The 26,429-nt window shown below is 41.1% G+C and carries 24 protein-coding genes; 16 read left to right on the forward strand and 8 right to left on the reverse strand.

Annotation, left to right across the window (positions count from 1 at the left end):
* The first annotated feature begins 252 nt into the window (after positions 1-252).
* From VB740_RS21105 to VB740_RS21155, 11 genes are all read left to right on the forward strand, one after another.
* Positions 253-1,356: a glycosyltransferase gene (locus VB740_RS21105; RefSeq protein WP_323201873.1), complete on the forward strand. Its 1,104-nt coding sequence runs from the start codon at positions 253-255 to the stop codon at positions 1,354-1,356.
* 289 nt (positions 1,357-1,645) lie between these two features.
* Positions 1,646-3,874: a polysaccharide biosynthesis tyrosine autokinase gene (locus VB740_RS21110; protein WP_323201874.1), complete on the forward strand. Its 2,229-nt coding sequence runs from the start codon at positions 1,646-1,648 to the stop codon at positions 3,872-3,874.
* Positions 3,875-4,622: 748 nt separating this feature from the next.
* Positions 4,623-5,333: a heterocyst development glycosyltransferase HepC gene (hepC, locus tag VB740_RS21115; RefSeq protein ID WP_323201875.1), complete on the forward strand. Its 711-nt coding sequence runs from the start codon at positions 4,623-4,625 to the stop codon at positions 5,331-5,333.
* A gap of 248 nt (positions 5,334-5,581) precedes the next feature.
* The gene (gene hepA, locus VB740_RS21120; RefSeq protein ID WP_323201876.1) at positions 5,582-7,432 is read left to right on the forward strand and encodes a heterocyst formation ABC transporter subunit HepA; all 1,851 of its coding nucleotides are present in this window, start codon (positions 5,582-5,584) and stop codon (positions 7,430-7,432) included.
* Positions 7,433-7,587: 155 nt separating this feature from the next.
* Positions 7,588-8,748: a glycosyltransferase family 4 protein gene (locus VB740_RS21125; protein WP_323201877.1), complete on the forward strand. Its 1,161-nt coding sequence runs from the start codon at positions 7,588-7,590 to the stop codon at positions 8,746-8,748.
* 65 nt (positions 8,749-8,813) lie between these two features.
* Positions 8,814-9,806: a glycosyltransferase family 2 protein gene (locus VB740_RS21130; protein ID WP_323201878.1), complete on the forward strand. Its 993-nt coding sequence runs from the start codon at positions 8,814-8,816 to the stop codon at positions 9,804-9,806.
* 121 nt (positions 9,807-9,927) lie between these two features.
* The gene (locus tag VB740_RS21135; RefSeq protein ID WP_323201879.1) at positions 9,928-11,130 is read left to right on the forward strand and encodes a glycosyltransferase family 4 protein; all 1,203 of its coding nucleotides are present in this window, start codon (positions 9,928-9,930) and stop codon (positions 11,128-11,130) included.
* Positions 11,048-11,977 (forward strand): glycosyltransferase family 2 protein, encoded by a 930-nt coding sequence (locus tag VB740_RS21140; protein WP_323201880.1) that lies wholly within the window; start codon positions 11,048-11,050, stop codon positions 11,975-11,977. The genes VB740_RS21135 and VB740_RS21140 overlap by 83 nt, the downstream gene beginning before the upstream one ends.
* A 264-nt stretch (positions 11,978-12,241) precedes the next feature.
* Positions 12,242-13,672 (forward strand): O-antigen ligase domain-containing protein, encoded by a 1,431-nt coding sequence (locus tag VB740_RS21145; RefSeq protein ID WP_323201881.1) that lies wholly within the window; start codon positions 12,242-12,244, stop codon positions 13,670-13,672.
* Positions 13,673-13,770: 98 nt separating this feature from the next.
* Positions 13,771-14,883 (forward strand): glycosyltransferase family 4 protein, encoded by a 1,113-nt coding sequence (locus tag VB740_RS21150; protein ID WP_323201882.1) that lies wholly within the window; start codon positions 13,771-13,773, stop codon positions 14,881-14,883.
* Between the two features lie 119 nt (positions 14,884-15,002).
* Positions 15,003-15,698, forward strand: coding sequence for an SAM-dependent methyltransferase (locus VB740_RS21155; protein WP_323201883.1), 696 nt, complete (start codon positions 15,003-15,005; stop codon positions 15,696-15,698).
* A 38-nt stretch (positions 15,699-15,736) separates the two neighbouring features.
* On the opposite strand, the gene VB740_RS21160 is transcribed toward VB740_RS21155, so the two are convergent.
* The 4 genes from VB740_RS21160 to VB740_RS21175 all read right to left on the reverse strand — a co-directional run bounded on the left by VB740_RS21160 (position 15,737) and on the right by VB740_RS21175 (position 17,522).
* Positions 15,737-16,114 carry a type II toxin-antitoxin system VapC family toxin gene (locus VB740_RS21160; RefSeq protein WP_323201884.1) on the reverse strand — a complete coding sequence of 126 codons (378 nt, stop codon included), beginning with the start codon at positions 16,112-16,114 and terminating at the stop codon, positions 15,737-15,739.
* A 3-nt stretch (positions 16,115-16,117) separates the two neighbouring features.
* The gene (locus VB740_RS21165; RefSeq protein ID WP_323201885.1) at positions 16,118-16,372 is read right to left on the reverse strand and encodes a hypothetical protein; all 255 of its coding nucleotides are present in this window, start codon (positions 16,370-16,372) and stop codon (positions 16,118-16,120) included.
* A 77-nt stretch (positions 16,373-16,449) separates the two neighbouring features.
* Entirely contained in the window at positions 16,450-17,061 is a 612-nt protein-coding gene (locus VB740_RS21170; protein ID WP_323201886.1) for a PIN domain-containing protein, read from the reverse strand.
* Between the two features lie 14 nt (positions 17,062-17,075).
* Entirely contained in the window at positions 17,076-17,522 is a 447-nt protein-coding gene (locus VB740_RS21175) for a hypothetical protein (protein ID WP_323201887.1), read from the reverse strand.
* A 13-nt stretch (positions 17,523-17,535) separates the two neighbouring features.
* Here VB740_RS21175 and VB740_RS21180 point away from each other — a divergent pair, with 13 nt between their 5' ends.
* Positions 17,536-17,664 carry a hypothetical protein gene (locus VB740_RS21180; RefSeq protein WP_323201888.1) on the forward strand — a complete coding sequence of 43 codons (129 nt, stop codon included), beginning with the start codon at positions 17,536-17,538 and terminating at the stop codon, positions 17,662-17,664.
* 162 nt (positions 17,665-17,826) lie between these two features.
* Here the strand turns inward: VB740_RS21180 and VB740_RS21185 are convergent, their stop codons facing one another.
* Positions 17,827-18,303, reverse strand: coding sequence for a hypothetical protein (locus VB740_RS21185; protein ID WP_323201889.1), 477 nt, complete (start codon positions 18,301-18,303; stop codon positions 17,827-17,829).
* Positions 18,304-18,477: 174 nt separating this feature from the next.
* On the opposite strand from VB740_RS21185, the gene VB740_RS21190 reads away from it, so the two are divergent.
* Entirely contained in the window at positions 18,478-18,723 is a 246-nt protein-coding gene (locus VB740_RS21190) for a UPF0175 family protein (RefSeq protein WP_323201890.1), read from the forward strand.
* Complete coding sequence (locus VB740_RS21195; RefSeq protein WP_323201891.1) at positions 18,720-19,208, forward strand: DUF3368 domain-containing protein; 489 nt, start codon at positions 18,720-18,722, stop codon at positions 19,206-19,208. The genes VB740_RS21190 and VB740_RS21195 overlap by 4 nt, the downstream gene beginning before the upstream one ends.
* Before the next feature lie 3 nt (positions 19,209-19,211).
* Here VB740_RS21195 and recN read toward each other — a convergent pair whose 3' ends face one another.
* A complete protein-coding gene (recN, locus tag VB740_RS21200; RefSeq protein WP_323201897.1) occupies positions 19,212-20,960 on the reverse strand; it encodes a DNA repair protein RecN in 1,749 nt (582 codons plus the stop codon).
* A gap of 282 nt (positions 20,961-21,242) precedes the next feature.
* Between recN and VB740_RS21205 the strand changes: the two genes are divergently transcribed.
* Positions 21,243-23,231 carry an AarF/ABC1/UbiB kinase family protein gene (locus VB740_RS21205; protein ID WP_323201892.1) on the forward strand — a complete coding sequence of 663 codons (1,989 nt, stop codon included), beginning with the start codon at positions 21,243-21,245 and terminating at the stop codon, positions 23,229-23,231.
* A 137-nt stretch (positions 23,232-23,368) separates the two neighbouring features.
* On the opposite strand, the gene VB740_RS21210 is transcribed toward VB740_RS21205, so the two are convergent.
* On the reverse strand, positions 23,369-24,622 hold the full coding sequence (locus VB740_RS21210; RefSeq protein ID WP_323201893.1) for a DUF4336 domain-containing protein: 1,254 nt from the start codon (positions 24,620-24,622) through the stop codon (positions 23,369-23,371).
* A gap of 350 nt (positions 24,623-24,972) precedes the next feature.
* Here VB740_RS21210 and VB740_RS21215 point away from each other — a divergent pair, with 350 nt between their 5' ends.
* Positions 24,973-25,428 (forward strand): YbhB/YbcL family Raf kinase inhibitor-like protein, encoded by a 456-nt coding sequence (locus tag VB740_RS21215; RefSeq protein WP_323201894.1) that lies wholly within the window; start codon positions 24,973-24,975, stop codon positions 25,426-25,428.
* Between the two features lie 7 nt (positions 25,429-25,435).
* Here the strand turns inward: VB740_RS21215 and VB740_RS21220 are convergent, their stop codons facing one another.
* Positions 25,436-26,287, reverse strand: coding sequence for an SDR family oxidoreductase (locus tag VB740_RS21220; protein ID WP_323201895.1), 852 nt, complete (start codon positions 26,285-26,287; stop codon positions 25,436-25,438).
* Positions 26,288-26,429: the final 142 nt, after the last annotated feature.

The raw sequence follows: 26,429 nt of genomic DNA on the forward strand, positions 1-26,429 counted from the left end.
GTACAGCTGTACGCCCCTTACGTTTCGGAAAGATCCCCCCGCCTGCGGCGACCCCCTTAAAAAGGGGGTGAAAATTAAAAAAGCCCCCCTTTTTAAGGGGGGTTGGGGGGATCTCCAAGTCCTTTACCAACGTATTTGTCGCCAGAATTTCGTGAAGAGGATAAGAAGTTATACTGCTGAACACTAAAGTTGTTGATAATAATTTGCTGGGGAGCGTTGAAACAAACCTGATCGAAACTTTAGGTTAAATTCATGAAAATTGCTCTAGTCCACGATTATTTAACCCAGCGAGGTGGGGCAGAGCGTGTGTTTGAACTGCTTTGTAAGCGCTATCCTGAAGCAGATATTTTCACATCTCTGTACGATCCCCAAAAAACTATTGATCTAGGCGATCGCATAGTCAACACAACTTTTTTACAAAAGATTCCTGGTGCAGCAAAATATTTCAGGTCAATGGCTCCTCTATATTTTCCTGCCTTTCGTGCCTTGGATCTACAAGACTACGATCTAATTATTAGTAGTAGCACCAGCTTCGCCAAAGCCGTGCGAAAAAATCCCAATGCCCGCCACATTTGTTTTTGTCATAACGTCACCCGTTTCTTATGGGATACAGCAACTTATTTAAGAGAGTACGGAGACTATAGATATTTTGCTCCTTTAATTGAGCAAGTATTTCAAGTAATGAGAAAGGTAGACCTGAAATATGCCCAGGAGCCTGACCTTTACATTGCCAATTCTAGTGTTGTTGCCCGCCGTATTGAAAATATTTATGGCAAAAAGGCAATGATGGTAAACTATCCAATTGATACTAGTAAATTTCTTTTTTCAGATATAAAAGATGAATATTATCTGGCCTCCGCCCGGATGATCAGTTATAAGCGACTTGATATAATAGTCGAAGCTTTTAATTGGTTGGGGTGGCGGTTATTAATATCAGGTGATGGGCCAGAACAAGCACGGTTAAAATCTAAAGCCTTACAAAATATTGAATTCTTGGGACACGTAAGTGATAGAACCCGTAAAGACTTGTTTTCCAAAGCCAAGTCTATCATTGTCGCAGCCCTAGAAGATTACGGGCTAGTTCCAGTAGAGGCTAATGCTAGCGGCACACCAGTCATCGCCTATGGTGCAGGTGGAGTATTAGATACTCAAATTCCAGGTGAAACAGGAGTCTTTTTTAAAAGACAAACACCCGAATCTCTACAACTTGCATTACTAGAAGCTAATGGCATTTCTTGGGATTACGATCGCATCCGTAATCATGCAGTAGCAAACTTTTCAGAGAATGCATTCTTTAGTAAAGTTGAGCAAATTATTAACCAAGCTTGTGGGGTGCATCAATTATTCATTTCATAAAGTAGTCATTGGTCATTAGTCATTGGTCATTAGTTATTGTTTTTGGTATATACCTCACTTTAAAAGTGGGCGGAAAAACTTTCTGATATTTGACTAATTCAAACCATGTTCTTAATAATGACTCTTAGGTTGCGTTTTTCTTTCTAAATCTCTTTCCATTATAAGATTACCTATTTATTTTCTATCTCCTGCTTCTCTAACGAGACGCTATGCGAAGGCGGGTTGTTAAAAAAATAGGTATTCTTCGGGGAATCTCTTAGCGTAAGTCTTGAAGACAAGGATAATAAAAGTGGTTCAAACTAGCCTAAATCCTCAGATAAGTCCAGCTTCTGAAAGTGAACCAAGTTACGGACAATTGTTTGCCGTATTTGTACGAAGATTTCCTTGGTTCCTAGCAGTATTGATTGGTTCTATTGCTATTGCAGGTATGGTAACTTTGAAAACCAAACCAACTTATAAAAGCTCAATGCAACTGCTAGTAGAACCTAATTATCAAGGTAAGAAAGAAACTGCTGGAGTAGATAATCAGTTTACCGACTCGAATGTGGTTATAGATACTGCTACCCAGCTTAACTTGATGCAGAGTTCAGGACTTATTCAAAAAGCAGTTGATAAACTTCAGTCTGACTATCCAGATATAAGTGCAGCTGAGATTAAAGCTTCTTTGGTCTTAACTCAATTAAGGAGCAAAGAAGATAATGTTGCTACTAAAATATTTCAAGTTGAATATACTGCTGGAGATCCAGAAAAGACACAAAAAGTTCTGGATGCAATTCGACAAGTTTATGTTGAATATAACAAACAACAGCAGAGTTCACGTTTGCAAAAAGGTTTGCAAATTATCAGGGAACAGTTAAGTAAAGCCAGTGAAGAAGTAAACGCGGCTGAAACAAATTTACAAAGGTTTCGGAGAAATCAGAACTTAATTGATCCAGAGTCACAGGCCAAAGCTATTGAAACAGCTTTGAATAATATTGCCCAAGAAAGACAGACAACTCGTGCCCAATATGGGGAAGCTTTAGCACGCCAAAAATCTTTAGAAGAACAACTTAATCGTTCTCCCCAAAATGCTCTAGTTGCTTCTCGTCTAAGTCAGTCTACTCGCTACCAAAGTTTACTCAACGAAATCCAAAAAAGCGAACTAGCACTAGCACAGGAGCGCTTACGCTTTACAGATCAAACTCCAAGTGTGCAAAAACTCAAAGAACAGCTTCAGGGACAGAAGGAATTATTACAACAAGAGGTAGGAAGAACTTTAGGCGGAAAATCTGCTGGTGCATTCACTTCTAAAGACTCTCTTCTCGAACGAGGACAGCTTGGTGAAATTGATCTTAGCCTTGCTAGTCAGCTAGTGGAAACACAGACTAATATAGTTGCTTTAACTGCTCGCGATCAAACTTTGGCCCAGAAAGAAAACGAGCTGCGTTTTGAAATCAAACGCTTCCCGCCTCTGTTAGCTTATTACAATCGGATGCTACCGCAGTTGCAATTTAGTCGTGAAAGATTAGAACAACTTTTAAGAGCAGAACAGCAATTGCGGCAAGAACTTTCCAAGGGTGGATTTAATTGGGAAGTTGTAGAAGATCCCCACAAAGGCACGCAACTAGGCCCCAATCTGCAACAGAACTTGCTGTTAGGTGCTGTGGTTGGGTTTATGTTAGGAGGCATTGCTGCCTTTATTCGGGAATCGGCTGATGATGCAGTTCACACCACTGCTGAGTTAGAGAAGCAAATGGCCATGCCGTTGTTGGGAACAACTCCCAAATTACCGCCAGCCAAACCCAGAGAATCAATGATCAAGTTGCCTTTTGGTAAGCCAGAAGTTCTCGCCCCCTGGACAATTCAGGTATTGCAATCTCCACCACGTTGGGAATCGCTCGATCTGATTTACAAAAACATTGAACTTTTGAATACTGTTGCTAACTTAAAATCTTTGATGATTACCTCAGCTTTACCTGATGAGGGTAAGTCAGCTTTGGCGTTAGGTTTAGCAATGAGTGCTGCCCGTTTACACAAAAGGGTGTTACTGATTGATGCCAATTTACGCGATCCCAGTCTGCACCACCAACTGAATCTTCCTAATGAACAAGGACTTTCAACTTTATTGGCTAGTGATGCAAGTCTACCCAGCCAGATTAGTCTGCAATACGCAGGTTCCGCTTACATCGATATTTTGACCGCCGGCCCAAAACCTGCTGACCCAGCTAATCTCTTGAGTTCCCCTCGCATGATGCAATTAATGGCAGCATTTGAGGAAAACTATGATTTGGTACTCATAGATGCTCCCCCAGTTCTCGGCTTGGTGGATGCCATGCTTACCGCATCATCTTGTCGTAGCGTGGTCATGGTGGCAAGCATTGGTATTGTGACGCGAAGTCAGCTTAATCAAGCAACAGCCATGCTGAGTAGGCTAAATCTGATTGGGGTTGTAGCTAACGGAGTATCAAACTCTAGTAGTAATTACGTACCTTATGTAAAAGAACAGCAATTAGCCCTGCGACAAGCTGTAGAAAAATAGCTAGTACGGCTACAAAAGATCCCCGACTTCTTAGAGAAGTCGGGGATCTTTTCTCGTTTCTAGCCTCTGGCTGGAAATGCATTCAAAGCGGCTCTGCCGCGAGTAAGGGAGGCGGAGCCTCTAGGATGGCATTCCCAGTCGGAGACTGGGAACGAGGTACGAGGTAAAGACTGATTTAGGTAGGGGTAATTTATGAATTACCCCTACATTTTTATGAACAAAATTTAATTTTATTGCTATCAGGAAAATTTCAGTATATTTATGCTATCTTTATGGGTTATCAGAGAAATCACTGGTTCTTTAAAGAGTAAATAAAGAATTTATTTGAGCGATCGCTATTTCTACATACTCTTATATTCTAGAGATTAAAGCACCTTCATAAAGGCTAGAAGACAAGAGTGGACTGGTTTTGGTAAATCTATCGACACAAGAAACACCTCAGTACGATTAAACGTAGATATAGATTTATGGGTAATTTCCCTCTACACATTTCTACTTTCAGTAGTTACCGGAAAAATACCGATTGCCCATGAATATTGATAGTAACGTTGATTTGTAAACCTCTACACCAGCAGAATTTTGCCCGATGTGTGCTTGGCTGAGTGGCAAATAGTAACAACATATTTTTGTTTGCCCTCAATTATCTCCAACTTTTTGGATTGACAACAAGATTCGGATTTGGGTCTTTGGCATTGATAGCCTTTGATAACGCCTCAGTAATTCACTCCTGTATAAACCCAAAGACATTATGACAACTTCAATAATTCCAACTCTACAGAATTTATATGATGTAACGCAGGAACACCAAGATAATCGTGGGTACTGCACACTCCAGTGGCGACGGGGTAAGTTGTTGGTGAAGCCATCTGGACAAGTTAAACAACCATATCTGCCTGCATTAAATAGTAAGCGATCGCTAGTAGAATGCTTACAACATTCTCCTGTAAGTTTGGTAAGCATAGATCCAAAGCTGGGTGAAGCTTCACTCCGGTTTTGGGCAGATGCATGTGAAGAAGCTCAAAAACCAATATTCCTAAGCATACCCGCTGGCAATAAACAGCCTAATAAACCCTTCAGACAATTGCAGCGACTAATTGATTGGATTGCTGCTTTAGGGTTGCTGCTGTTACTGAGTCCAGTAATGCTGGGATTGATTGTGTTGATGCAGGTTTACTCGCCAGGGTCACTTTTTTGTCATGAATGGCGTGTTGGAGAACGGGGTAAACTCTTTCAAGCGATGAGTTTTTGCACGTACAACACCACACCGCTAGAGCGTTGGATGGGTAAATACAATCTCAACAATCTGCCACAGTTATTTAACGTGCTGCGGGGTGACATGAGTTTAGTCGGCTCTCGTTGTTGGACTTTAGAAGATGCAGTACAGCTAAATAAACTACCAACTTCATGGGAAGTAGAGGCGCAGTCTCACCTGTTACATCTAGATAGCCAAACACTGTAATCTATCTGTGCGGTAGATGAAACTATCAGTTACCGCACTGAGGCTAAAGCAAAAATTGCTTACATATAGGAATCCGCTTTGTTTTTTGAACTTATTTGCGTAGGCAGGCAAGAGGCAAGAGGCAAAAGGCAATAGGCAACAGTCAAGAAGGCTTTTTGATCTGTACGGAGTTTTTCACGCAATCAAATATGAGTCCTATAGCATCTATAGCGGTTTATCTACCTTGCCAAACTATTATTATAAAATCCATGCATTTCCAACTTCCTCAACAACTTCGTAGTCTGCTCAAAGCTACCAGCTTTTGGCAGGACAACTATTTGATATTGCGAGAATTTAAACACTTTCGCAAAATTGCAATTTCAGCTTTGATATTCTCGATTTTAGCGGCAACTTTTGAAGGTGTGAGTATTGGTTTCTTACTTTCCTTCTTGCAAAGCTTAACTAGCCCTAATGCTCAACCTGTGCAAACAGGAATAGAATGGTTTGATATTTGGATTTTGGGAGCCAAGACATCGGCAGTTAATCGCCTATACCGCGTCTCTTTGCTGATTTTATTGAGTACTTGGTTACGTGCCACCTTCAATTATTTTTCTCAAGTTTATACTGAATTATCTCAACTACATCTTGCCGATCGCTTACGTAAGCAAATTTTTGAACAGTTACAATCCTTATCGCTAAGTTACTTTGCCAAAACTCGTTCTGGTGAACTAATTAACACAATTACCACAGAAATTGAAAAGATCAGACAGGGTTTTAGTGGCGGAGCCTTTTTAGTAACTAGAGGATTAACAACTCTTGTCTACTTAATATCAATGTTTTTGATATCATGGCAACTAACGCTGATTTCAGCATTACTATTTACACTCTTAGGTGTGGGGTTGTCAAATCTGAACGCTAGAGTCAGAGAATCGAGTTTTGGCATGACAACTGCTAATGCTAATTTTACATCAACAGCCATAGAATTTATTAATGGCATTCGTACTGTTCACACCTGTGGTACTCAAGAATTTGAGCGTCAACGTTACTACAAAGCTAGCAATAAGGTAATAAGTACCACAACTAAAGTTGTATTCACCTGGACGCTTGTCAAGCCAATAGCTGAAGGAGTAGCAACTACAGTATTGGTCGGAATGATTATTTTAGCGTTCACTAGTCTTGTTACCAATGGAACGCTACAAGTTGCTTCTTTACTAACCTTTTTCTTTGTGCTATTTCGCTTTATCCCATTTGTTCAAGATATTAATGGCACAAGGGCATATCTCAGCACTTTACATGGTTCGGCAGATAACATTAAAAATCTATTGAAAACTGATGAAAAATATTATTTCCAAAATGGCGAAATTGAATTTAAAGGTTTAAAAAGGTCAATAGATTTAGTCTCTGTAGATTTTGGCTATGATGATGAAAATCTAGTGTTGCATAATATTACCCTTACTATTGAAAAGGGAAAAATGACAGCATTAGTCGGAGCATCGGGTGCTGGGAAAACAACTCTTGCTGATTTAATACCTCGATTTTATAATGCTACAGATGGATATCTCTACATTGATGAAGTTGATGTGCGGCAGTTTGAAATTAACTCCCTACGTCGCAAAATAGCTGTAGTCAGTCAGGATACTTTCATCTTTAATACTAATGTTTGGCAGAATATCTCTTACGGTACTCCAGATGCTACTAATGATGAAATTAAAGAAGCTGCCAAACTAGCGAATGCACTAGACTTTATTTTGGAAATGCCCGAAGGTTTTGATACCCAATTAGGAGATCGGGGTGTTAGATTATCAGGAGGAGAAAGACAGCGAATTGCTATTGCACGTGCTTTACTGCGGAACCCAGAAATTTTGATTTTGGATGAAGCAACTAGTGCCTTAGATTCGCTATCTGAGCGCTTAATTCAAGATTCATTAGAAAAGCTCTCTGTTGGAAAAACAGTAATTGCGATCGCTCACCGTCTTTCTACTATTTCTAAAGCAGATAAAGTTGTGGTATTAGAACAGGGAAGGATTGTTGAGCAAGGTAATTATAAAGAACTACTTGACCTCAAAGGTAAGCTTTGGAAATATCATCAAATGCAGTATGAAGTGAGGCAATCAGATTAGGAATAATATCCAAAATCCCCCTCATTTTAAGCTTTAGGGGTGTACAGCTATACACCTCTACTCAAATCAGGTATATAGGATTCATATTTGTTTTTGAAAAAAATCAGTATAACTCAAAGAGGCTTCTTGCCTATCCCTTCTTGCTAACGAAAAAAATGTACGACAAAAGATTTAACAAAGACCTGATTTATCAATGCTCTAATTTTGATGTAGGTGACGGCGGAGGTGTTGAAACTTATTTAGCTTCTCTATTTGAACATCGGCCGCCTGAAGTTAGCGATCGCGTGATAAAATCGCTCAATAATGTTGACCAAAGTCAATTCAAATTGCTGCACATTCACAGCCCAGACTTGCTATTGCAGCTTACAGGAGAATGCCCCGCGATTTTCAGTGTTCATAATCATTCATTCTATTGCCCTAGCGGTACAAAGTATTTAGCAGGGCAGCGAACAATCTGCGATCGCAATTTTTCTTATTTAGGATGTACCTGGGGTAAGTTAATAGATAAATGTGGGAGCCGTAGACCCTTAAGAACTCTTAGAGAACTTCAAAATACTCATCAATTATTAGATTTATTAAAAAAGGTAAAAATTACTTTTATTGCTAATAGCGAATATGTGCGCCAAGAATTAATTCAAAATGGTGTATCTCCTGAACAAACTGTAACGCTACACTGTGGTATATCTGTACCGAAAACAGCAACCACACCCCTAAGTTTAGAAGTTCATCAAAATCATAGAATTTTGTTTGCTGGACGAATTGTTTCTGATAAAGGTCTGGAATGGTTACTCAAAACATTAATACATACAAACCCAAAAATTCAACTTGATATTGCGGGTGAAGGCTGGGAACGACCCCGCTTAGAAAAATTAGCAAATACTCTCAAATTGAGTAACCGAATCACTTGGCATGGTTGGTGCGATCGCGATAAAATAAATCAACTTTATCAACAGTGTTTTGCAGTCGTTTTTCCTAGTGTTTGGCCTGAACCTGCTGGTCTCGTAACTCTCGAAGCATACTCTCGTTATCGACCTGTAATTGGTAGTGCAGTCGGAGGAATTCCAGAACATTTACGAGATGGAGAAACGGGTATTCTTGTTCCAGGTAATGATATTCAAAAACTAGCTGATGCTATCCATGAGTTGTATAGCGATCATCAAAAAAGCCGATATATGGGCATACAAGGTCATGCTTTATTGATGAAAGAATTTACAATGGCTGCTCATGTAAATAATCTGCGAGCAATTTATGCAAAAACAATAGCTGACTTTCCTTCGAGAGCGAAAAAGTTATATAGCATCTCTCAAGCTAAATAAGCTGAATTCGCTAAAAATATCAATTAGTGCAATTTTCTACTTAGAAAAAATCAAGGGAGAACAATATGTCATTGCAGCAAGAATGCGAAGCACCTTTAGTTAGTGTTATTATTCCCACCTATAATCGTTCAGAGTATCTTAAGATTGCGATCGCTAGTGCTGTAAATCAAACTTATCAAAATATTGAAATTATTATTTCTGATAATTGTAGTCCAGAAAATCCCCAGGCACTTGTCGAATCTTTTGGTGATTCACGCATCAGATTTTGGCGACATCAGCAAAATGTGGGTATGCTTGCTAATCAGCAGCATGGCTTTAAGATGGCGCGAGGTAAATATGTTGCTAGTCTCCATGATGATGATATCTGGAATGAAGATTTTTTAGCAAAGCTAGTACCACTACTAGAAGCAAACTCTGAGTTAGTTATCGCTTTTTGCGACCAATATATTATAGATGCATCTGGGAAAATTAATAAAATTGGCACTGAAGAAAATACACGCGGTTACAAACGGGACAAACTAGCAAAAGGAATTCATCAATCTTTTTATAAAATTGGATTGATAGATAAAAGCATACCCACTGCTGCATCTTGTGTAATTCGCAATAACTTTATTGATTGGGATACTATTCCTTCAGAAGTTGGCGGAATGTGGGATTTATATTTAACTTACCTCTGCTGTATATCTGGTGGTAGCGCTTATTATTATCCCGAAAGATTGACGCAATATCGTGCCCATGAGCAAACTGATACTATGCTCAGTGGTAGTCGAGATGTACAAGCAAAAATTCGCAAAGCTAAAAGCGAAATGTTTTGTTATCAAGTCTTTATGGAAGACCCTCGCTTACAGCACTTTAAGACGTACTTTCAACGTAAATGGTTAGAAGCTAATACTACTTTAGGAATTGGTTTGCTGCGAAGTGAACAAATAGCCGCAGCACGTCCTTATTTTTGGCAAGTGCTGAATCAACAAAAATTCGATGTGCGAACTATAGCGGCACTTACTCTTAGTTTCACGCCGCGAGTTGTGGCAAGTAAGTTAATCAAAATACCGAAATAATGAAGAAGGACTTAAAAGTCAGAATTCAGGAGTCAGCAATCATAAAAAGAAGATTATTTTCAACTCTTCTTTTACATATTTGTATCTTTGTGTGAGTTGATATTACTAAGGAAGATAGAGAATGAAACTTTGTATTGTTACTCATAAAATCAAAAAAGGTGATGGTCAGGGACGGGTAAACTACGAAGTTGCTCAAGAAGCAATTCGTCGTGGTCATAAACTGACATTATTAGCTAGTGAAGTTGCACCAGAACTAGAACAAAATAGCCAAGTTAATTGGATTTCAATTCCAGTCAAAAGCTACCCCACAGAATTTGTGCGTAATTTCATATTTTCCCAAAAAAGTGCAGATTGGTTACGTCAAAATCGCTCTAATATTGATTTAGTTAAAGTCAATGGAGCGATAAATCTAGCTGCGGCTGATGTGAATGCTGTACATTTTGTCCACAGTTCATGGTTGCGATCGCCTGTTCATATTTCCCGCAATCGCCGAGATTTATATGGTTTGTACCAATGGCTGTTTACGGCTTTTAATGCCCGTTGGGAAAAACAGGCTTTCCAAAAAGCGCAGGTTGTCGTAGCTGTATCAGAAAAAGTAGCCCAGGAATTAGTCAATATTGGTGTGCCGCGTTCTCGCATTCGCGTAATTGTTAATGGTGTTGATTTAGAAGAGTTTGCTCCTGGTGAAAGCGACCGCCATAAATTAGGTTTACCGGAGAATGTCACCCTAGCACTGTTCGCTGGAGATATCCGTACACCCAGAAAGAACTTAGATACGGTGCTGCACGCCTTAGTGAAAGTTCCCAATTTACATTTGGTGGTGGTGGGACACACCCAAGGTAGTCCTTTCCCAGAATTAGCAGCGTCTTTAGGCTTAAGCGATCGCGTGCATTTTGTGGGATTTCGCCGTGATATCCCCCAAATTATGCAAGCAGTAGATTTATTTATTTTTCCTTCCCGATACGAAGCTTGTAGCCTCGTATTGTTAGAAGCACTTTCTTCAGGACTACCAGTAATTACTGCCACAGCTACCGGGGGTGCAGAGTTAGTGACACCAGAATGTGGCATCGTTTTACCCAACTCAGATGATATTGATGCTTTAGCTATGGCGCTGATGTCCTTGGTGAACGATGTCCCATTGATGCAGCAAATGAGCAAAGCCGCTCGCTCTGTGGCAGAAAAACATAGCTGGACTGCTATGGCACAAACTTATGTGGATCTATTCGAGGAGTTAAGCAAGAATGCGGAACACCGTTCTCATACCGACTTATCGCCGTCCACAAGACCTATCACGCTGCCTTTTGGCGCTACAGGAGCAAACTAAATCGGTTGATCAAGTGATAGTGGTTGTCCGTGATACGGATGCAGAAACTTGGCAATTCCTGGCGGAATTAAACGCGCCCAACTTGCCACTGCATACTGTGAAAGTGACACAACCGGGAGTAGTCGCAGCCCTCAACGCCGGACTAGCAGCAGTGGAGGGTGATATTGTTTCCATTACTGATGATGATGCTGCACCTCACCCAGATTGGTTAGAGCGCATCGCCGCTTACTTTACCTGTGATAGTCGCCTCGGCGGTCTGGGTGGGCGTGATTGGATATACCACGGCAGCAAGTTAGAAGACGAATCCCGCCCAGTAGTAGGACAATTGCAGTGGTTTGGGCGAGTGATTGGCAACCATCACCTGGGAGTGGGAGAACCGCGCGAAGTCGATATTCTCAAAGGCGTAAACATGAGTTTTTGTACCCAAGCAATTGGGCAACTGCGTTTTGACGAGCGAATGCGTGGTACTGGAGCGCAAGTACATTTTGAAATGGCATTCACTCTGACATTAAAACGGGCTGGTTGGAAAATAATTTATGATCCTAACGTTGCTGTCGATCACTATCCAGCACAACGTTTTGATGAAGATCAGCGAAATAACTTCAATGAAGTTGCCTTTATTAATTTAGTCCATAACGAAACCTTAGTTTTACTAGAGCATCTGCCATTTATTCGCCGGATTGTATTTTTGTTCTGGGCAGTATTCGTGGGTACATGCGATAGTTTGGGCTTCATACAATGGTTGAGATTTTTACCTAGCCAAGGGCAGTTGGCGGGGAAAAAATTACTAGCATCCTGGCGTGGACGTTGGCAAGGATATAAACAATTCGTAATTCGTAATTCGTAATTAAAGTTGAAATTGATGGGTAAAGAAGTTCGTAGTAAGGACTGAAATCCTTATTATAACGTGAATTCGACAGACCTCTCCCTCCCAGCCTCCCTTTCCGCTTCGGAGAGGGAGGAGCAACGCAAAAATTAGGTTCTTAAGCCTCTCTCCGTTTCGGGGAGAGGTTTGGAGAGGGGTTCTTCAGAATCTATCGAACTCAGGTTTATTTTTTAAGTACTAAAGTGCTTACTACAAACCTTTGGTAAATCCAAAATCTAAAATTGAATGAATTCTAGACAGATACTTTTCAATAGTTTTTTACAAGAAAACTATTCTCCCCAAGAGCGATCGCTACAGGGTTGGATGGCGATCGCAGGTTTTCTATTACTGACTGTAGTTTGCTATTTTGCTGGGGCTACTGCTGCATTGCGCCTAATTTATCCGGTGATAGCTTTAGTAGTCGCCGTGTTTTTATACTTGCGGCATCCCATTCTCTACATCAGCTTTACTTGGTGGATCTGGTTTCTCACGCCCTTAGCTACCCGCTTAGTTGATTATCGAGTGGGCTGGGATGCTAGCCGTCAAATGCTCATAGCACCCTACTTGGTTGTGTTTGTCACCATAGCAACTTTTTTACGACACTTTCCCCGCGCCTCTCGCCAAGGGGGATTACCCTTTGTTTTGGCTTTTATTGGAGTGTTCTATGGTTTTCTGATAGGTCTGATTTATAATCCACCTATCCCTGTAGCCCGCGGTTTATTGGATTGGCTCAGTCCGATCATCTTCGCTTTTCACTTATTTACTAATTGGCGAGATTATCCCAGTTATCGCCAGAATATTCAGCGAACATTCCTCTGGTGTGTGTTGATTTTAGGGGCTTATGGTGTGTACCAATTCGTGGTAGCTCCTGAATGGGACAGATATTGGCTCATTGAATCAAAATTATTCACCAGTTCTGGAAACCCCGTACCTTTCGGGATGCGCGTCTGGAGTACATTGCACTCAGTCGGCCCCTTTGGTGCTGTTATGCAGGCTGGGTTACTGTTGTTATTTACTAGTTCAGGAAACTTAATTTTTCCTGCTTCAGCTGTTGGTTACTTATCTTTTTTGTTGACACAAGCACGTACTAATTGGGGAGGCTGGTTATTTGGAGTAATTATGATTATGGGTTCAGTCAAAACCCGAATTCAAATGCGCTTAATTGGCATAATCGTGGTGATGGCAATTTGTGTTGTGCCATTGACAACTATCGAGCCAATTGCTGGGGTTGTAGCAACACGTTTGGAAACCTTGTCCAATCTTGAAGACGACGGCAGCTTTCAAGATAGATCGGGGAGTTACGACAAAAACCTTGGTTTAGCTCTTTCTAATGGTTTAGGTAACGGGTTAGGAAATATTTGGAAAGTTAATGAAAAAACTGGTCAAATTGAAGTAGTGGTGATTGATAGTGGCATTTTAGATATGTTTTTCACCCTTGGTTGGTTTGGAGCCATCTTTTATATGGGTGGATTAATTTTGTTAATTATTAGTGTCAGCAAATATGGTGAAGGTCGTTTCGATAGTTTTATCAGTGCTGCCCGCGCCATTGGTATTAGTTCTGCTACTCAGCTAGTTATTGGTAGTGGCATGTTAAGCGTCGCAGGGATGATTCTTTGGGGATTTTTAGCTATGGCTATGGCAGGGCATAAGTACTACCAACATCAAAAGAATTATTAATTATGAATCAATACGAAAATATTTGACTGGATGCAACTTATTTTTTGTAGTTAGTTAAAAAACAAAATCTTACAACTTAAATAGGAATGATATAAATTATGAAAGCAATTATTGTAATGCCACTGGCCGAGCAACGAGGTGGCGGTGAAATGATGCTTTGGGATTTGGTGCAACAAGGACGTAATGCTGGTGTCGAGTGGCTGGTGATATTTTTAGAAGACGGCCCGATGGTCGAACAAGTAAAGTCCCTTGGCATTGATGCGCGAGTTGTGAAAAGTGGACGTTTACGCCAAATCCACCGTTTTATCGCCGCCGTTTTTCGGATAGCTGCGATCGCACGCCGCGAACGTGCAGATATAATTGTCAATTGGATGTGGATTACGCACATATCTGGAGGTCTGGCGGCAATGCTGGCGGGGTTGCCTGCTGTGTGGTATCAGCTAGAAGTGCCTAGTGATAAGACTTGGTTGGTGCGACTTGCAACTTTAATTCCAGCTCGAGCGATTATCACTCTCTCCCAAGATGGCAAGCAAGCACAAGCAGAAATTTGGCCCCACAGACCAACGCCCTTGGTTTATCCTGGTGTCGCACTAGACCGATTTGAGCCTGATGCTTTGCCGTCTCCAGAAGAAGCACGGCGGAAATTGGGCTTACCTTTACACGGGCCGTTGATTGGAATTGTTGGGCGATTGCAACGATGGAAGGGAATGCACGTACTGGTGCAAGCAATGCCCAAAATTTTACAGAAGTATCCTGATGCTCATTGTGTAGTGGTTGGCGGTAAGCACGATTTAGAACCGGATTATGAGGACTTCTTAAAAGCAGAAATTGCAGCTTTGGGCTTGAAAGAGCAAGTAATTATGGCTGGGCTACAGCGTAATATCCCAGAGTGGGTGCAGGCGATGGATGTATTCGTTCATGCATCAGATAAAGAACCGTTTGGAATTGTGATTATTGAGGCGATGGCGCTGGGTAAACCTGTGATTGCTGGTGATGCAGGCGGCCCGACGGAAATTATTACCGATGGCATGAATGGACTATTAACACCTTACGGTGATGCAGAGAAATTAGCGATCGCAATTCTCCGCTATCTTGACGAGCAAGAATTTGCTCAGAGTGCCGGAGTAGCTGCCAGACAACGCGCCCTCGATTTCTCAACGCAGAATTATGCTCAAAACTTTATTAGTGCAATTCGTTCTGCTAAGGCTTAACCTTTATAAGTTGTAAGAAAACTTAACGTATTTCTGAATCATTGCCGTTTAGCAAGCAATAAAGCATTCTGATTTTGCTATTATGCTTGTTTAATCAGTTTACTGATGAGGTAAATTCTATGGCAATGGTTCTAGATAAAGTAGTTCCTTTTGGGAGGTCAATGGATGAATATATAAAAATATTCAATTTAACAAATGCAGATTTAAATAAAAAAATTATTGGTATTGGGGATGGGCCAGCAAGCTTTAATGCAGAAATGACACATCAGGGTAAAAGTGTAGTTTCTGTTGATCCACTATACCAATTTTCCGGTGATGAAATATTGCAAAGATTTAATGAAGTGGTGGATAACATCATTAATCAAGTCAAGGCTACATCGAATGATTGGGTATGGAGCTATCATAAATCCCCAGATGATTTGCGGCACAATCGAGTGAAAGTTATTCGAGAATTTCTGTCTGATTATGAAGCTGGCAAAAAAAGCAACAGGTATACAATCGGCGAATTGCCTAAATTAGCTTATGATAATCAAGAGTTTGATCTAGCTCTTTGTTCGCATTTATTATTTTTATATTCAGATAATCTCGATTACGATTTTCACTTAAATTCAGTAGGTGAAATGCTGCGTATTGCTAAAGAAGTCAGAATATTTCCCCTGATAACTTTAATGTGGAAACATTCACAACATTTAGATGAAATAGTAAAATATTACACTTCAAAAGGTTACAAGATAGATATTGAAAAGGTTGAATACGAACTACAGCCTGGTGGAAATAAAATGTTGAAGATAACCAGAGATTCAAAATCACAATAGGTGATGTCTACGACGGGCTACGTCTACGCACTTTTCTCTTAACTAGGTTTATCAGACTCAAACGGATTCCACAATCTCACCTGTGTAATCCAACGGAAATCATCTGTATTTCTTGTTATCAAAGTTAATCCGTACACCAAAGCAGTGCCGGCAATAATTGCATCAGCTAAAGTCATTCGTTTCTGTTGTCGCAGAATTACCGCTTGATTTAACACATCTTGAGAGATTGGTAGAACCTGAGCAACTTGAAAAAACTCCTCAAAATACTGGCGTTGTTCCTCTTTAAGCAGATGATAGCCTAACACTTCCAAATAACTGAGTGCCGATACCGCAGGTACATATTCAGCAATTAACTCTCTCAATTGGGCGTTTTCTGGTTGAGCAGAATATATAATAATATTGCTATCAAGCAGCACGTTTTATCGCCCCGGAAGTGAACGGTCTTGACGAGTTTCTTGCTGCCAAATAACTGGATCAACATCAGTCAATGCTTGACTTCCAGCAAGTTTTTCTAAGATTTCAGCCATTCTTCGTCCCCGTGCTTGTTTATCTATGACTGATTCATTTTCCAGCAATGTAACATGAACTGGGATTTGTTGCTCTCCCAATGTAGGTACATCATCAATCCACTCTAAACGACTTCCTTTCAACCAAGCTCTGAATGTTTTTAACATTATTTCACTCTCTACTTTCTATCTATCTTGGCATGGCTCTCAAAACTACCAGATGCGATCGCACTCTACTCTAATAATTAAATTGACTGCAACCACCCTAAAAAGTCTTGCGTACTTGTTACATATTTTTTTATTCCTGCTGCACCCAATATTTGTTTAATCTCTTTTGTACCAAAGTCTTTAGAATTTCCACTTAACAAAACCTTATGATCATCTGAAGATGTTTTGGCATGAGCAAGAATACAATGTAGAATTAAGTTATCTGTCGGATCAGGAATAAGTTGTTGATTAAGGCTGGTAATGAGTATAGATGATTCTAAATTTATTAATTTTACATTATTAGCAGCCCATTTCAAAACTTCAAAAAGGCGATTTTCAATATCATTAGTCATTGCTTCATTATGAATTTTTGCGGTTTGAAGAGAACGCAAAATTTCCGCAGAATATTCAGAATTGATATTTCCTTTTAGTTCGTTTCTTTCTCTCTCTAACCTTTCTGTAAAACTATGTCTTCTTCTGCGTTCATCTTCTAGAACAGAAAGAGATTCCATACAACAAATTGCAGGACTCACAATTTTAATTTGCGAGATTTGCTCATTTATTTGAGGATAAATTAAAACATCAGAATCTTTATCTTGGTTTTTAGCGAAACCAATGAAGAAGTTAGTTTCAAGATAAAGTGTAGTCACTATTTTTTCTACTCTTATGCTGCATCTGCCAGTTTTTGTACAAAATCTATTTGTTTTAACTCTTGTAATTTAGGAGGATTATCTGTTTTCCATTTATATGCTAAATCTCTTAACCAACTCTCAACTAATATTTCTAGATAAGACTCAGAAATCCTCTTGTTTGCGAATTCTGAATCGTATTCAGACATAACTTCGTGAGTTGGGAAAGTGTAGAGAGTCTCTAGATTCTTGCCATCCCATTTTAAAAAAATAATGTTTTCAGGGGTAGCAGTCATAGCATAAGGAACTATGACTTTATTATGTTCATGCTCGAACTTGAGAATTTCTTCTACTTTGGATTTAATATCTTCTTGAATGTCTCTTGATCTAATTTTTGATACTAAAAGTTTTTGCCCATTTTTATTCCAACCTGTAATGTCTGATACCTCTATTGTTTTATCACTAAGTTTTTCAATGTCCATTTTCCAAATCCTCGTGACATTGACCATTTTAAACAGCTTATTAATTATAGGTTATGGACGATCGCTCTTTCCTCTATATTCTGGTGCAGTGCTTCAAACCATGATGAGACAGCTAACGGCAAAAGTTAGCGGCAGCATATAACCCAATACGGTTCACTTAAGACGAAAAGTAGGTTGGGTTAAGCGATAGCGAAACCCAACAAAGCGTTGAGGATGTTGGATTTCGTTCCTCAACCCAACCTACGCCAGTTGTAGTTTTTAGCCTTAACTGAACGGTATTGGCATATAACCTAAAACACTCAACTCATCGCTTTGGTGGAGGCAAGGAACCCCTGAAATCTCCACTATCCCAATCAGATCCATCAAGCCAGTCATCATCCTCAGCATTACACAACAACATATATGCAAGTAACAAGGTATTGGTAAATCGCTCTACAGGAATTTCCCAATGTCTAGCCATCTTGTTTAATTGCACTTTTGTTACTGGATTAGATGATGCAAAACACTGCAACATATCATCGTGGCTACAAGACCATCCAGAAATGAATTTATCAAAATAAGGTTTATATTTCTCTGTTGGATGACGTTTCTTAAAGTTAGTAAAGCGAACTTCTTTAAAGAAGTCTATTTTTAGACCAGCAACAAGCCCCTCAGAATCTTTACCATCAATATAGTAATAAAGTGAAGTACCTTGACCATTAAAACTACGAACAGCACGAATAATTCTGGGAGTGACGAAATCATCTCCCTCGAAATCTGCAAGAACATCCTTTATTGCCATATAGACTGTATTCAGTACTCAAGTATTATTCTTAGGGTTCCCAAACCAGAACAAAGCGTTACATTATGACATGAACAATATTTATAAAAAGGATACGGTTCGGTTTATTTACCTGATTATCACTTGGCAATGCCCAAGCTGCTTAGAATAGTAGTGATAAAGAGGATCATAATTATGAGCGTCGTCATTCCTAATGAAATATTAACCGCAACTCGGATGACTGAAGGCGAAATGAAGCAGGAAATTGCAGTGATGCTCTTTCAAAAAGAAAAGTTAACCTTAGCTCAAGCCAGCCGGTTTGCAGGGATAAACCGTATAGCATTTCAGCATCTACTTGCAAGCCGTCAAATTTCAGTGCATTATGGGGTCGAGGATTTTGACCAAGATATAGAAAACTTGCGGGCGATGGGTAGACTGTGATCATTGTCAGTGATACTTCACCCATTAATAATCTCGCTGCCATTAACCATCTGCATTTACTACAACAGCTTTATGGAACAGTCCTAATTCCTGAAGCTGTCTACCGAGAACTGACTGATCCCAACTTTCCAGTTGCAGGTGCAATTGAAGTCCAAACTTTTATCTGGATTCAAACTCGTCCAGTTCAAGATCGAACATTGGTTGAAGCACTCAGCAATGAACTGGATATTGGTGAAGCTGAAGCCATCGCTCTAGCGCTGGAAATGCAAGCAGATCAAGTTTTGATTGATGAACGTCGTGGTCGCTTGGTTGCAGCTAGGCTAAATCTTGGTTACACAGGAATTTTAGGGATCTTGGTTGAAGCTAAAAGTCAAAGACTGATTTCTGCTGTGAAACCTTTGTTAGATGCTCTGATTAACCAAGCAGGATTCTGGGTGGCGGAACCTTTATACAAGAGGGTTTTGCAGCTTGTTGATGAAAATTAAAATTTAATTTTTAATTTTTTGACGATGGTTAGCAGCTTGTAATAACAGAGATTCGGCAAAAGCGATCGCATCACTTGCAGATTTCCCACCAGCTAACTGCGCTAATTCTTCCCGGCGAGTGGTTAAATTATCCAAAGTAGTAACTCTGACAACGGTACGCTGTTCAGCATTTTCAGTGTTAGATTTTTTACCCTTGCCTTGATTGATAGTTTCCTTATCTACGCGGAAATGTCGATCAGCCATTGCCGCAACTAAAGGTTGGTGAGTAACACATAATACTTGGTTGCGTTGACTTAGCTGGTGTAATTTTTCAGCGATCGCTTGGGCGACTCTTCCCGAAACCCCGACATCAATTTCATCAAAAACCATTGTCCCAGCCACATCAACCTGAGAAAAACAAGCTTTCAGCGCCAGTAAAAAGCGGCTCATTTCTCCACCAGAGGCAACTTCCGTTAAAGGTTGCAGGGGTTCTCCAGGGTTAGAACTAAACGTAAAGGTAATTTTATCTGCTCCCATAGCAGTTGGGGGAGCCGGCACTATCTCAACTAGAAACTTCACCTTTTCCATCGCTAGGGGCTTGAGTTCAGCGATCAAACGTGATTCTAAATTAGCAGCCGCTTTACTCCGCAGTTGAGTTAACTGATTACATGTTTGGGTGAGTTTATCAAAACACGCCTTTTCTTGCTGTTCTAGATTTTCGATAGATTGTTCGCTGTCGTTAAGTTGGGCTAATTCCCCTTGGATACGTTGGTAATAAGCGATCGCTTCTGTAAGTGTCGGCCCATACTTGCGGCAAATTTGCTTTAATTCCTGAATCCGTTCTTCCACCTCTTCCAAACGCTGCGGATCGGCTTCTAAACCATCGCCATAGGCATTAATCTGCCTTCCCACTTCCATTACCGCAGCTTGCGCGTCCCGCACCAATTCCAATAGGGGTTGCAGTTGGCTATCGTATTCCACCATGTCATTTAATATCGCCTCACTGTCTCCCAATAAATCACCTGCGGCGGGAGTTTCATTATCGTTTTGATACAAAGCTTGATAAACCTTGTAACTCATTTGTTGCAAATCGACGACATGATTCAGGCGTTCCCGTTCTTGTCCTAACTGCTCCAATTCATTAGGTTCGCCCAGATTGGCTGCTCCCAGTTCTTGAACTTGATAAGTGAGTAAGTCGAGTTGTTGCAACCGTTCCCGTTCTGATGTTCGGCGTTTTTCTAGTGCTAAATGTGCCTGTTGGTAAGCACTAAAGCTCGTGGCCACCTTATGACGCTGCTGCATCAGAGAGTCACCGCCATATAAATCCAACCAATCGCGGACTTGGGCAGATTGTCCCACTTGCACCGTTTGACCTTGGGCTGTAATTTCCACCAAGCGATCGCGCATTCCTCCCATAATCTGCCGATTTACCAACACACCATTCACCCGCGATCGACTGCGGATATTACTAGCAGTCGCTGTGATTTCTCGGCTAATAACTACGGAATTTTCATCAAGCAAATCTATTTCTTGTTCGGTCAACCAAGCAGCTAGGGGGGCGTTTGAAGTGAAAGTCGCTTCTACCATTGCCCGACTTGTCCCTGTGCGAATGACTCGACTAGAGACTTTACCACCCAAAGCGGCATCAATAGCATCCAAGATAATCGATTTTCCAGCGCCGGTCTCACCTGTCAACACATTTAGTCCCGCGCCAAATTCCAATTCCAGTTGGTCAATTAGGGCAAAGTTTTCAATTCGCAGGCAAAGCAACATCAAGCCAAATTCTCCATGAGGGCAGATGCCAGATACTTCTAACTTAGAAGACAATGAGTATGAGCTTTCGGGCAACTAGCAATACCTACTAATATTGAACTAGTATGCCCGTTTAAGTGTAGCAAACTACTGGGGACTGGGGATTGGGTACTGGGTACTGGAAAAAATTAGTTAAGCCTAATCCTCATATAATCTAATTCCCAGTCCTTAATCCCCAGTACCCAATTCTTCAACATATTGTTACAATCCTTAATGTGATCGTTCTGACTGGTGGCCTTTTTCATGATTGTTAAGACACTTCCCCCTAGTTCCCGACCGATTCAGGAGGACAGTCGCAACGGCACAAATAGCCGAGGCGAACTGGACGTTATTGATATAGTGCCAGAAGATGGTACACCAAGCTTAGTTGTGCGATCGCCAAGACTCTTAGCAGCCCAACAGTTGAGGCCAACAGCCCAACCTGAGATTCTTTACGATCCTGTGGTAATAGCGGCGCATTACCAAAACAAACCCCTACAAGTTGTCCGGCGGATTTTCGCCGTGTTGGGGCCGGCTCTCTCCTTTGCTTTTGGGTTGTGGTCGGATAGTAAACGGGGAATTGTCGTCAAAAATGACCGCCGCCGAGCCACTCAGCTACGAGTATTGCTGACCAAATTAGGGCCTGCGTACATCAAAATTGGCCAAGCTTTATCCACTAGACCCGATCTGGTTCCTCCCGTATTCTTAGAAGAATTAACTAAGCTACAAGACCAATTACCGCCTTTTCCCAACGAAATTGCTTACCAATTTATCAAAGAAGAATTAGGCGCTCCTCCAGAAGAGGTTTACGCCGAACTCTCGGCCCAGCCAATTGCTGCGGCTTCATTGGGGCAAGTCTATAAAGGTAAACTAAAAACTGGTGAAGAAGTCGCTGTTAAAGTTCAACGCCCTGACTTAAGAGAGGGCATTACCATTGACTTGTACATTTTGCGTAACCTCGCGGCTTGGGTGCAGAAAAAGGTCAAACGGGTAAGAAGTGACTTAGTTGGGATTCTCGATGAATTAGGCGATCGCATTTTTGAAGAGATGGATTACATCCATGAAGGCGAAAATGCCGAGCGATTTTTCGAGTTATACGGTCACATAAAAGATGTATATGTACCGAAAATTTACTGGGAATACACCAATCGCCGCGTCTTGACGATGGAGTGGATTAACGGCACTAAATTGACTCAGACAGAAGAAATTAGCGCCCAAGGTATAGATGCTCGTTATCTAATTGAAGTGGGGGTGCAGTGTTCGCTGCGCCAATTGCTAGAACATGGATTTTTTCATGCAGATCCCCACCCTGGTAATTTGTTAGCAACAACAGATGGCAAGTTAGCTTATCTTGACTTTGGGATGATGAGCGAGATTAAGCCACCACAGCGTTATGGTTTAATTGAAGCGATCGTCCACGTTGTTAACCGCGACTTTGAGGGATTAGCAAAAGATTACGTTAAGTTAGATTTCTTATCACCAGAAACCGATTTAACACCAATTATCCCAGCTTTTGCGAGAGTCTTTGCTGATGCCCAAGGAGCCAGTGTTGCCGAACTTAACATTAAAAGCATTACCGATGAACTATCGGCTTTGATGTATGAGTATCCTTTCCGCGTACCGCCTTACTACGCCTTAATTATTCGCTCTCTGGTGACACTCGAAGGTATTGCAATATATATAGATCCCAACTTTAAAGTTCTCAGCGAAGCTTATCCCTACGTTTCCAAACGCCTGTTAACAGACCCAGCACCGCAATTAAGAGCATCATTGCAAGATTTGCTCTTTAAAGAAGGCAGATTTCGCTGGAATCGCTTAGAAAACTTGTTAAAGAATGCGCGTAATAGTCAAGACTACGACTTCAACTTAGTGCTGAATCAGGGGATAGAATTTCTGGCATCTGAACGCGGTGCTTTCATTCGTGACAAGCTAGTAGATGAATCTGTTAACGGACTCGATGCTTTAGGTAAAAATGTTTTGCATAACTTCACCTATTTGCTACGGGAACGTGTAGGATTGACAGCAGTTAATGAAACTCCGGCGGCGACAGTTGAGCAACAACAAACCTTAGAGCATATCAAACGTATATTAGGTATTCTCCGAGAAACAAGAGGCTTTGATCCAATAGAACTTGCGCCCAAAATTGCCCAGTTATTGGTAAATTCAGATGTACAGCGTTTGGGTCAACAAATTGCCAACCGCTTTACGCAAAAGGCTGTAGCCAGATTAATTCGGCAATTATTGGCATCGTAGTAAACAATTCAATATTTCTGGGTTAAAGGGAAAAGGGGAAAGGGGAAAGGGAAAGAAAAAACCTTTTCCCCTTCCCCTTTAACCTTTTCCCAAAACCCGATTCCGAATTAAAAATGCACAGAGCGAGAAGTATTGGATTACACCTTCTCTTTAGCTGGCGTTGCGATACCGCGCTTAACTAGACCCGCTTCAAGTTCCTTAATGAATTTTAAGTCTTCCTCCAGTAGAGGCTGGCTTTCGCTAGAAGAAAAGTCCTGACTTACAGAGGGCTTTTTCTCAAGGAAAGCAAATGCTTGCCGAAATTGACGCGGATTTGCCAAAATTAGCGAGTCAAAGTGACAGGGAATAATTTGCTGAAAATCCCAACTTGCAACTGTATCAGCCCAGTTGAGGACTTGTCTTGGTGCTTGGGGAAGAATGAGGATTTGCAGAATCGGTGCGACAAATGGTCGCCCCTGACCTCGTAGAGCATCGAATGCCTGCTTCCAGGTTTCTTGCCAGCGAAAAGGAAATAAACCCAAGTACGCTTTTAGCGATCGCTGTGGTGCTTTGAGAGCATCACGAAGCATCTGTCCCGTTGCAGTAATTTCCAGCGCACTTGGACGCAAGTAAAGCGCAAACAATGAAATGCGTTGCCATCCCTTGCGGCGGTTGTCTTCATTGTCCTCGATTGTCTCTAAGGCATTGTCTCTTGCATGAAACAGTAAAGGATAAGGATCTAATTGGACGATTTCTGGTGGGTCTTCTGGAACAGACAGTATAGAATCAGTTACAAGCAGAGTGCGCGATCGCTTGTGAAATACTGCAACTTCTGCAAAAGATCCTCGTCCTAAATTGATGTCCAATATTGCATAGTCAAACTCATCAGCAAAGGGAGCAAGACTTGAGTCTTCTGGGAGTTCTTGAGTTCGTTTTTGAGGAAAGCCTAGCCAACTAAGCGGCAGGTTGAACGGGAAACTCCACTGGTGTGGGGCAACAAAGACTTGTGCTTGAGGAAAGCGGCGAGCAAAGGGACCAACAAAGACTTTATGCTCCAGACCAGAACTGGTCGGCAGTAAGATGTACTTAACTTCACCGTGCTGTGCTACCAACTCATTAACCAAGTGGACACACTCAGTTGTTGGAGCAACGGGTGCATAGACCAGAAGTCCTCCGGCAGCCAGCTTAACGATAGTCATGCGAATCGGCACGATGGTGTAGAGAATGCCGTGAAGCTGATCGAATGTCCAAATAGTGTCTTTAACTATTTCCTTGCGAAGTGTCCGCCGCCTGCCGTAGGGGTAGAGTGGCACAGCAGCCCAGAATGGCCATGACCAATCTTTTGGCTGGCTCAAAGGATACACCCCTTGCTCTGGTAGTTCTGCCCTCGACTTAGATCCTTGTGATTTCATCGTCGTTCCATTCACTTTGTGCTTCTTTCCAATTTCTAACACTACGTGATGCTGCGATTTACAGAATGTAGCAACACACATAAGTTTTTGTTGTCCAATGGAATCCAATACGCTCGGTTTTTGGATTTTAAACTGGAATTTGGTTTGGGAGAAGGTTTTTTCTTTCCCCTTTACCTCCTAACCGATAAGTATTGCAATGGAATCTATCTACGGGCTAATAACTAAGACAAACGCTCAACACTTTCGCTATAAATAGCAGATTTTAAATTCCCTCTTTTAGCAGTCACCATCTAAATTAAAAATAGGTGTACTGGTAGTAAAGCGAAAGGAAAAATATTCCTTACAAAACTATGGAAGTTAGAAGTTCAGCTTTTTTTATCGGGAATACTATTCCCTTCAAATACACTTGCGATGGAGACAACATTTCTCCTCCTTTACGCTGGGAAGCGCCACCTCAAGGAACAAAGAGTTTTGCTTTGATTTTGGATGATCCCGATGCACCCAATGGAACTTTTGTCCATTGGGTTATTTACAATATCCCTGGTGATACTCGTGAATTGCCAGAAGGTATTAATGAAACTGCTGATGGGATATTGCAGGGAGAGAATAGTTTTGGAAATTTGGGATTTGGAGGTCCTTGCCCCCCAAAAAATCAGACTCATCGCTACTTTTTTAAAATCTATGCAATAGACCAAATGCTTAATTTGCCAGCAAGAGCAAGTAAGCAAGAGGTACTGGAAGCTATAGAAGGTCATGTGTTGGATAAAGCCGAACTTATGGGACGCTATGCTCGGGAAATTGAGTAAACACTGTTTATAACCAAAATTGTCGATAGTCCTCAATATACTGCCGTATGGTCAGGGGTGAACGATTTAGTAATTGCTCTGTATCAGGTGTAATCTTGCCTGCCAATCCTAAACGGGCGCTGGTGTAGATTGCTACCATTACTAAAATAAAGCCTATTGGCAGCCTTTTGGAGCGCATTTGTCGAACAAAGTTTAGTAAAGAAGGATTATAGCGTACCCGTTTACCTAACACTGATGTAAAGATATCTGCAACTTCATAATAGGTTAAAGCTTCTGCACCCGTCAGCGCATAGGCTTTTCCCTGATGTCCATCTTCAATTAAAGTACGAACTGCAACGGCAGCAACATCCCGCACATCAATAAAACTTGTTTTACCATTACCAGCCGGAAGAAGCAATTCACCACGAACTTTGATGTCTTCTGTGTGTATAGTATTAAGATTCTGCATAAAAAAGCTAGCCCGTAAAAAGGTAGCTCTAATTCCCAATTGGTTGATATAGCGTTCAATTTTGGAGTGGGGTAGAAAACGGTTGTGTTCGGCTCCTAGTATTGAAAGAAATACGATATGCTCAACGCCTGCAAGTTTTGCAGCATTTAGAGATGGGGCAATTTGAAGACGAATATTAGCAAGATCAGGCGGACGCACTAAAAAAAGTTTATTGACTTGAAGAAAAGCACGATCAAAGGCGTCAGGATTAGTAAAGTCAAAGGGGACGGTTTGGATATTGCTGCCTAATATCTGTTTAGCGCTGTTTGGATTTCTCACTGCGGCACAGACATTACAATCTTGGGATTGCAGTAATCGAAGAACTTCTTGACCGACATTTCCAGTCGCACCCGTTACTAAAATTTTCAGCATGATTAGCGATTCCCGTTAGAGCATACTGAATTTTAGCCATCAAGAACACTCTGAGTACAAACAACAAGCATATAAAGTGAATGGCTTATATAGGACTAGTATTTGATTTATGAAAAAATCTAAGTATATGTAGGGGAGCCAG

The sequence above is a fragment of the Nostoc sp. UHCC 0251 genome, assembly GCF_034932245.1.
Lineage (GTDB): Bacteria > Cyanobacteriota > Cyanobacteriia > Cyanobacteriales > Nostocaceae > Nostoc.

Coding starts and splice junctions, on each gene's coding strand:
- VB740_RS21155 (WP_323201883.1), top strand. CDS start 15,003: ATGGCAATGGTTCTAGATAAAGTAGTTCCTTTTGGGAGGTCAATGGAT.
- VB740_RS21165 (WP_323201885.1), bottom strand. CDS start 16,372: ATGTTAAAAACATTCAGAGCTTGGTTGAAAGGAAGTCGTTTAGAGTGG.
- VB740_RS21175 (WP_323201887.1), bottom strand. CDS start 17,522: ATGGACATTGAAAAACTTAGTGATAAAACAATAGAGGTATCAGACATT.
- VB740_RS21145 (WP_323201881.1), top strand. CDS start 12,242: ATGAATTCTAGACAGATACTTTTCAATAGTTTTTTACAAGAAAACTAT.
- VB740_RS21130 (WP_323201878.1), top strand. CDS start 8,814: ATGTCATTGCAGCAAGAATGCGAAGCACCTTTAGTTAGTGTTATTATT.
- hepA (WP_323201876.1), top strand. CDS start 5,582: ATGCATTTCCAACTTCCTCAACAACTTCGTAGTCTGCTCAAAGCTACC.
- VB740_RS21105 (WP_323201873.1), top strand. CDS start 253: ATGAAAATTGCTCTAGTCCACGATTATTTAACCCAGCGAGGTGGGGCA.
- VB740_RS21205 (WP_323201892.1), top strand. CDS start 21,243: ATGATTGTTAAGACACTTCCCCCTAGTTCCCGACCGATTCAGGAGGAC.
- VB740_RS21220 (WP_323201895.1), bottom strand. CDS start 26,287: ATGCTGAAAATTTTAGTAACGGGTGCGACTGGAAATGTCGGTCAAGAA.
- VB740_RS21190 (WP_323201890.1), top strand. CDS start 18,478: ATGAGCGTCGTCATTCCTAATGAAATATTAACCGCAACTCGGATGACT.
- VB740_RS21185 (WP_323201889.1), bottom strand. CDS start 18,303: ATGGCAATAAAGGATGTTCTTGCAGATTTCGAGGGAGATGATTTCGTC.
- VB740_RS21210 (WP_323201893.1), bottom strand. CDS start 24,622: ATGAAATCACAAGGATCTAAGTCGAGGGCAGAACTACCAGAGCAAGGG.
- VB740_RS21125 (WP_323201877.1), top strand. CDS start 7,588: ATGTACGACAAAAGATTTAACAAAGACCTGATTTATCAATGCTCTAAT.
- hepC (WP_323201875.1), top strand. CDS start 4,623: ATGACAACTTCAATAATTCCAACTCTACAGAATTTATATGATGTAACG.
- VB740_RS21135 (WP_323201879.1), top strand. CDS start 9,928: ATGAAACTTTGTATTGTTACTCATAAAATCAAAAAAGGTGATGGTCAG.
- VB740_RS21140 (WP_323201880.1), top strand. CDS start 11,048: ATGCGGAACACCGTTCTCATACCGACTTATCGCCGTCCACAAGACCTA.
- VB740_RS21150 (WP_323201882.1), top strand. CDS start 13,771: ATGAAAGCAATTATTGTAATGCCACTGGCCGAGCAACGAGGTGGCGGT.
- recN (WP_323201897.1), bottom strand. CDS start 20,960: ATGTTGCTTTGCCTGCGAATTGAAAACTTTGCCCTAATTGACCAACTG.
- VB740_RS21215 (WP_323201894.1), top strand. CDS start 24,973: ATGGAAGTTAGAAGTTCAGCTTTTTTTATCGGGAATACTATTCCCTTC.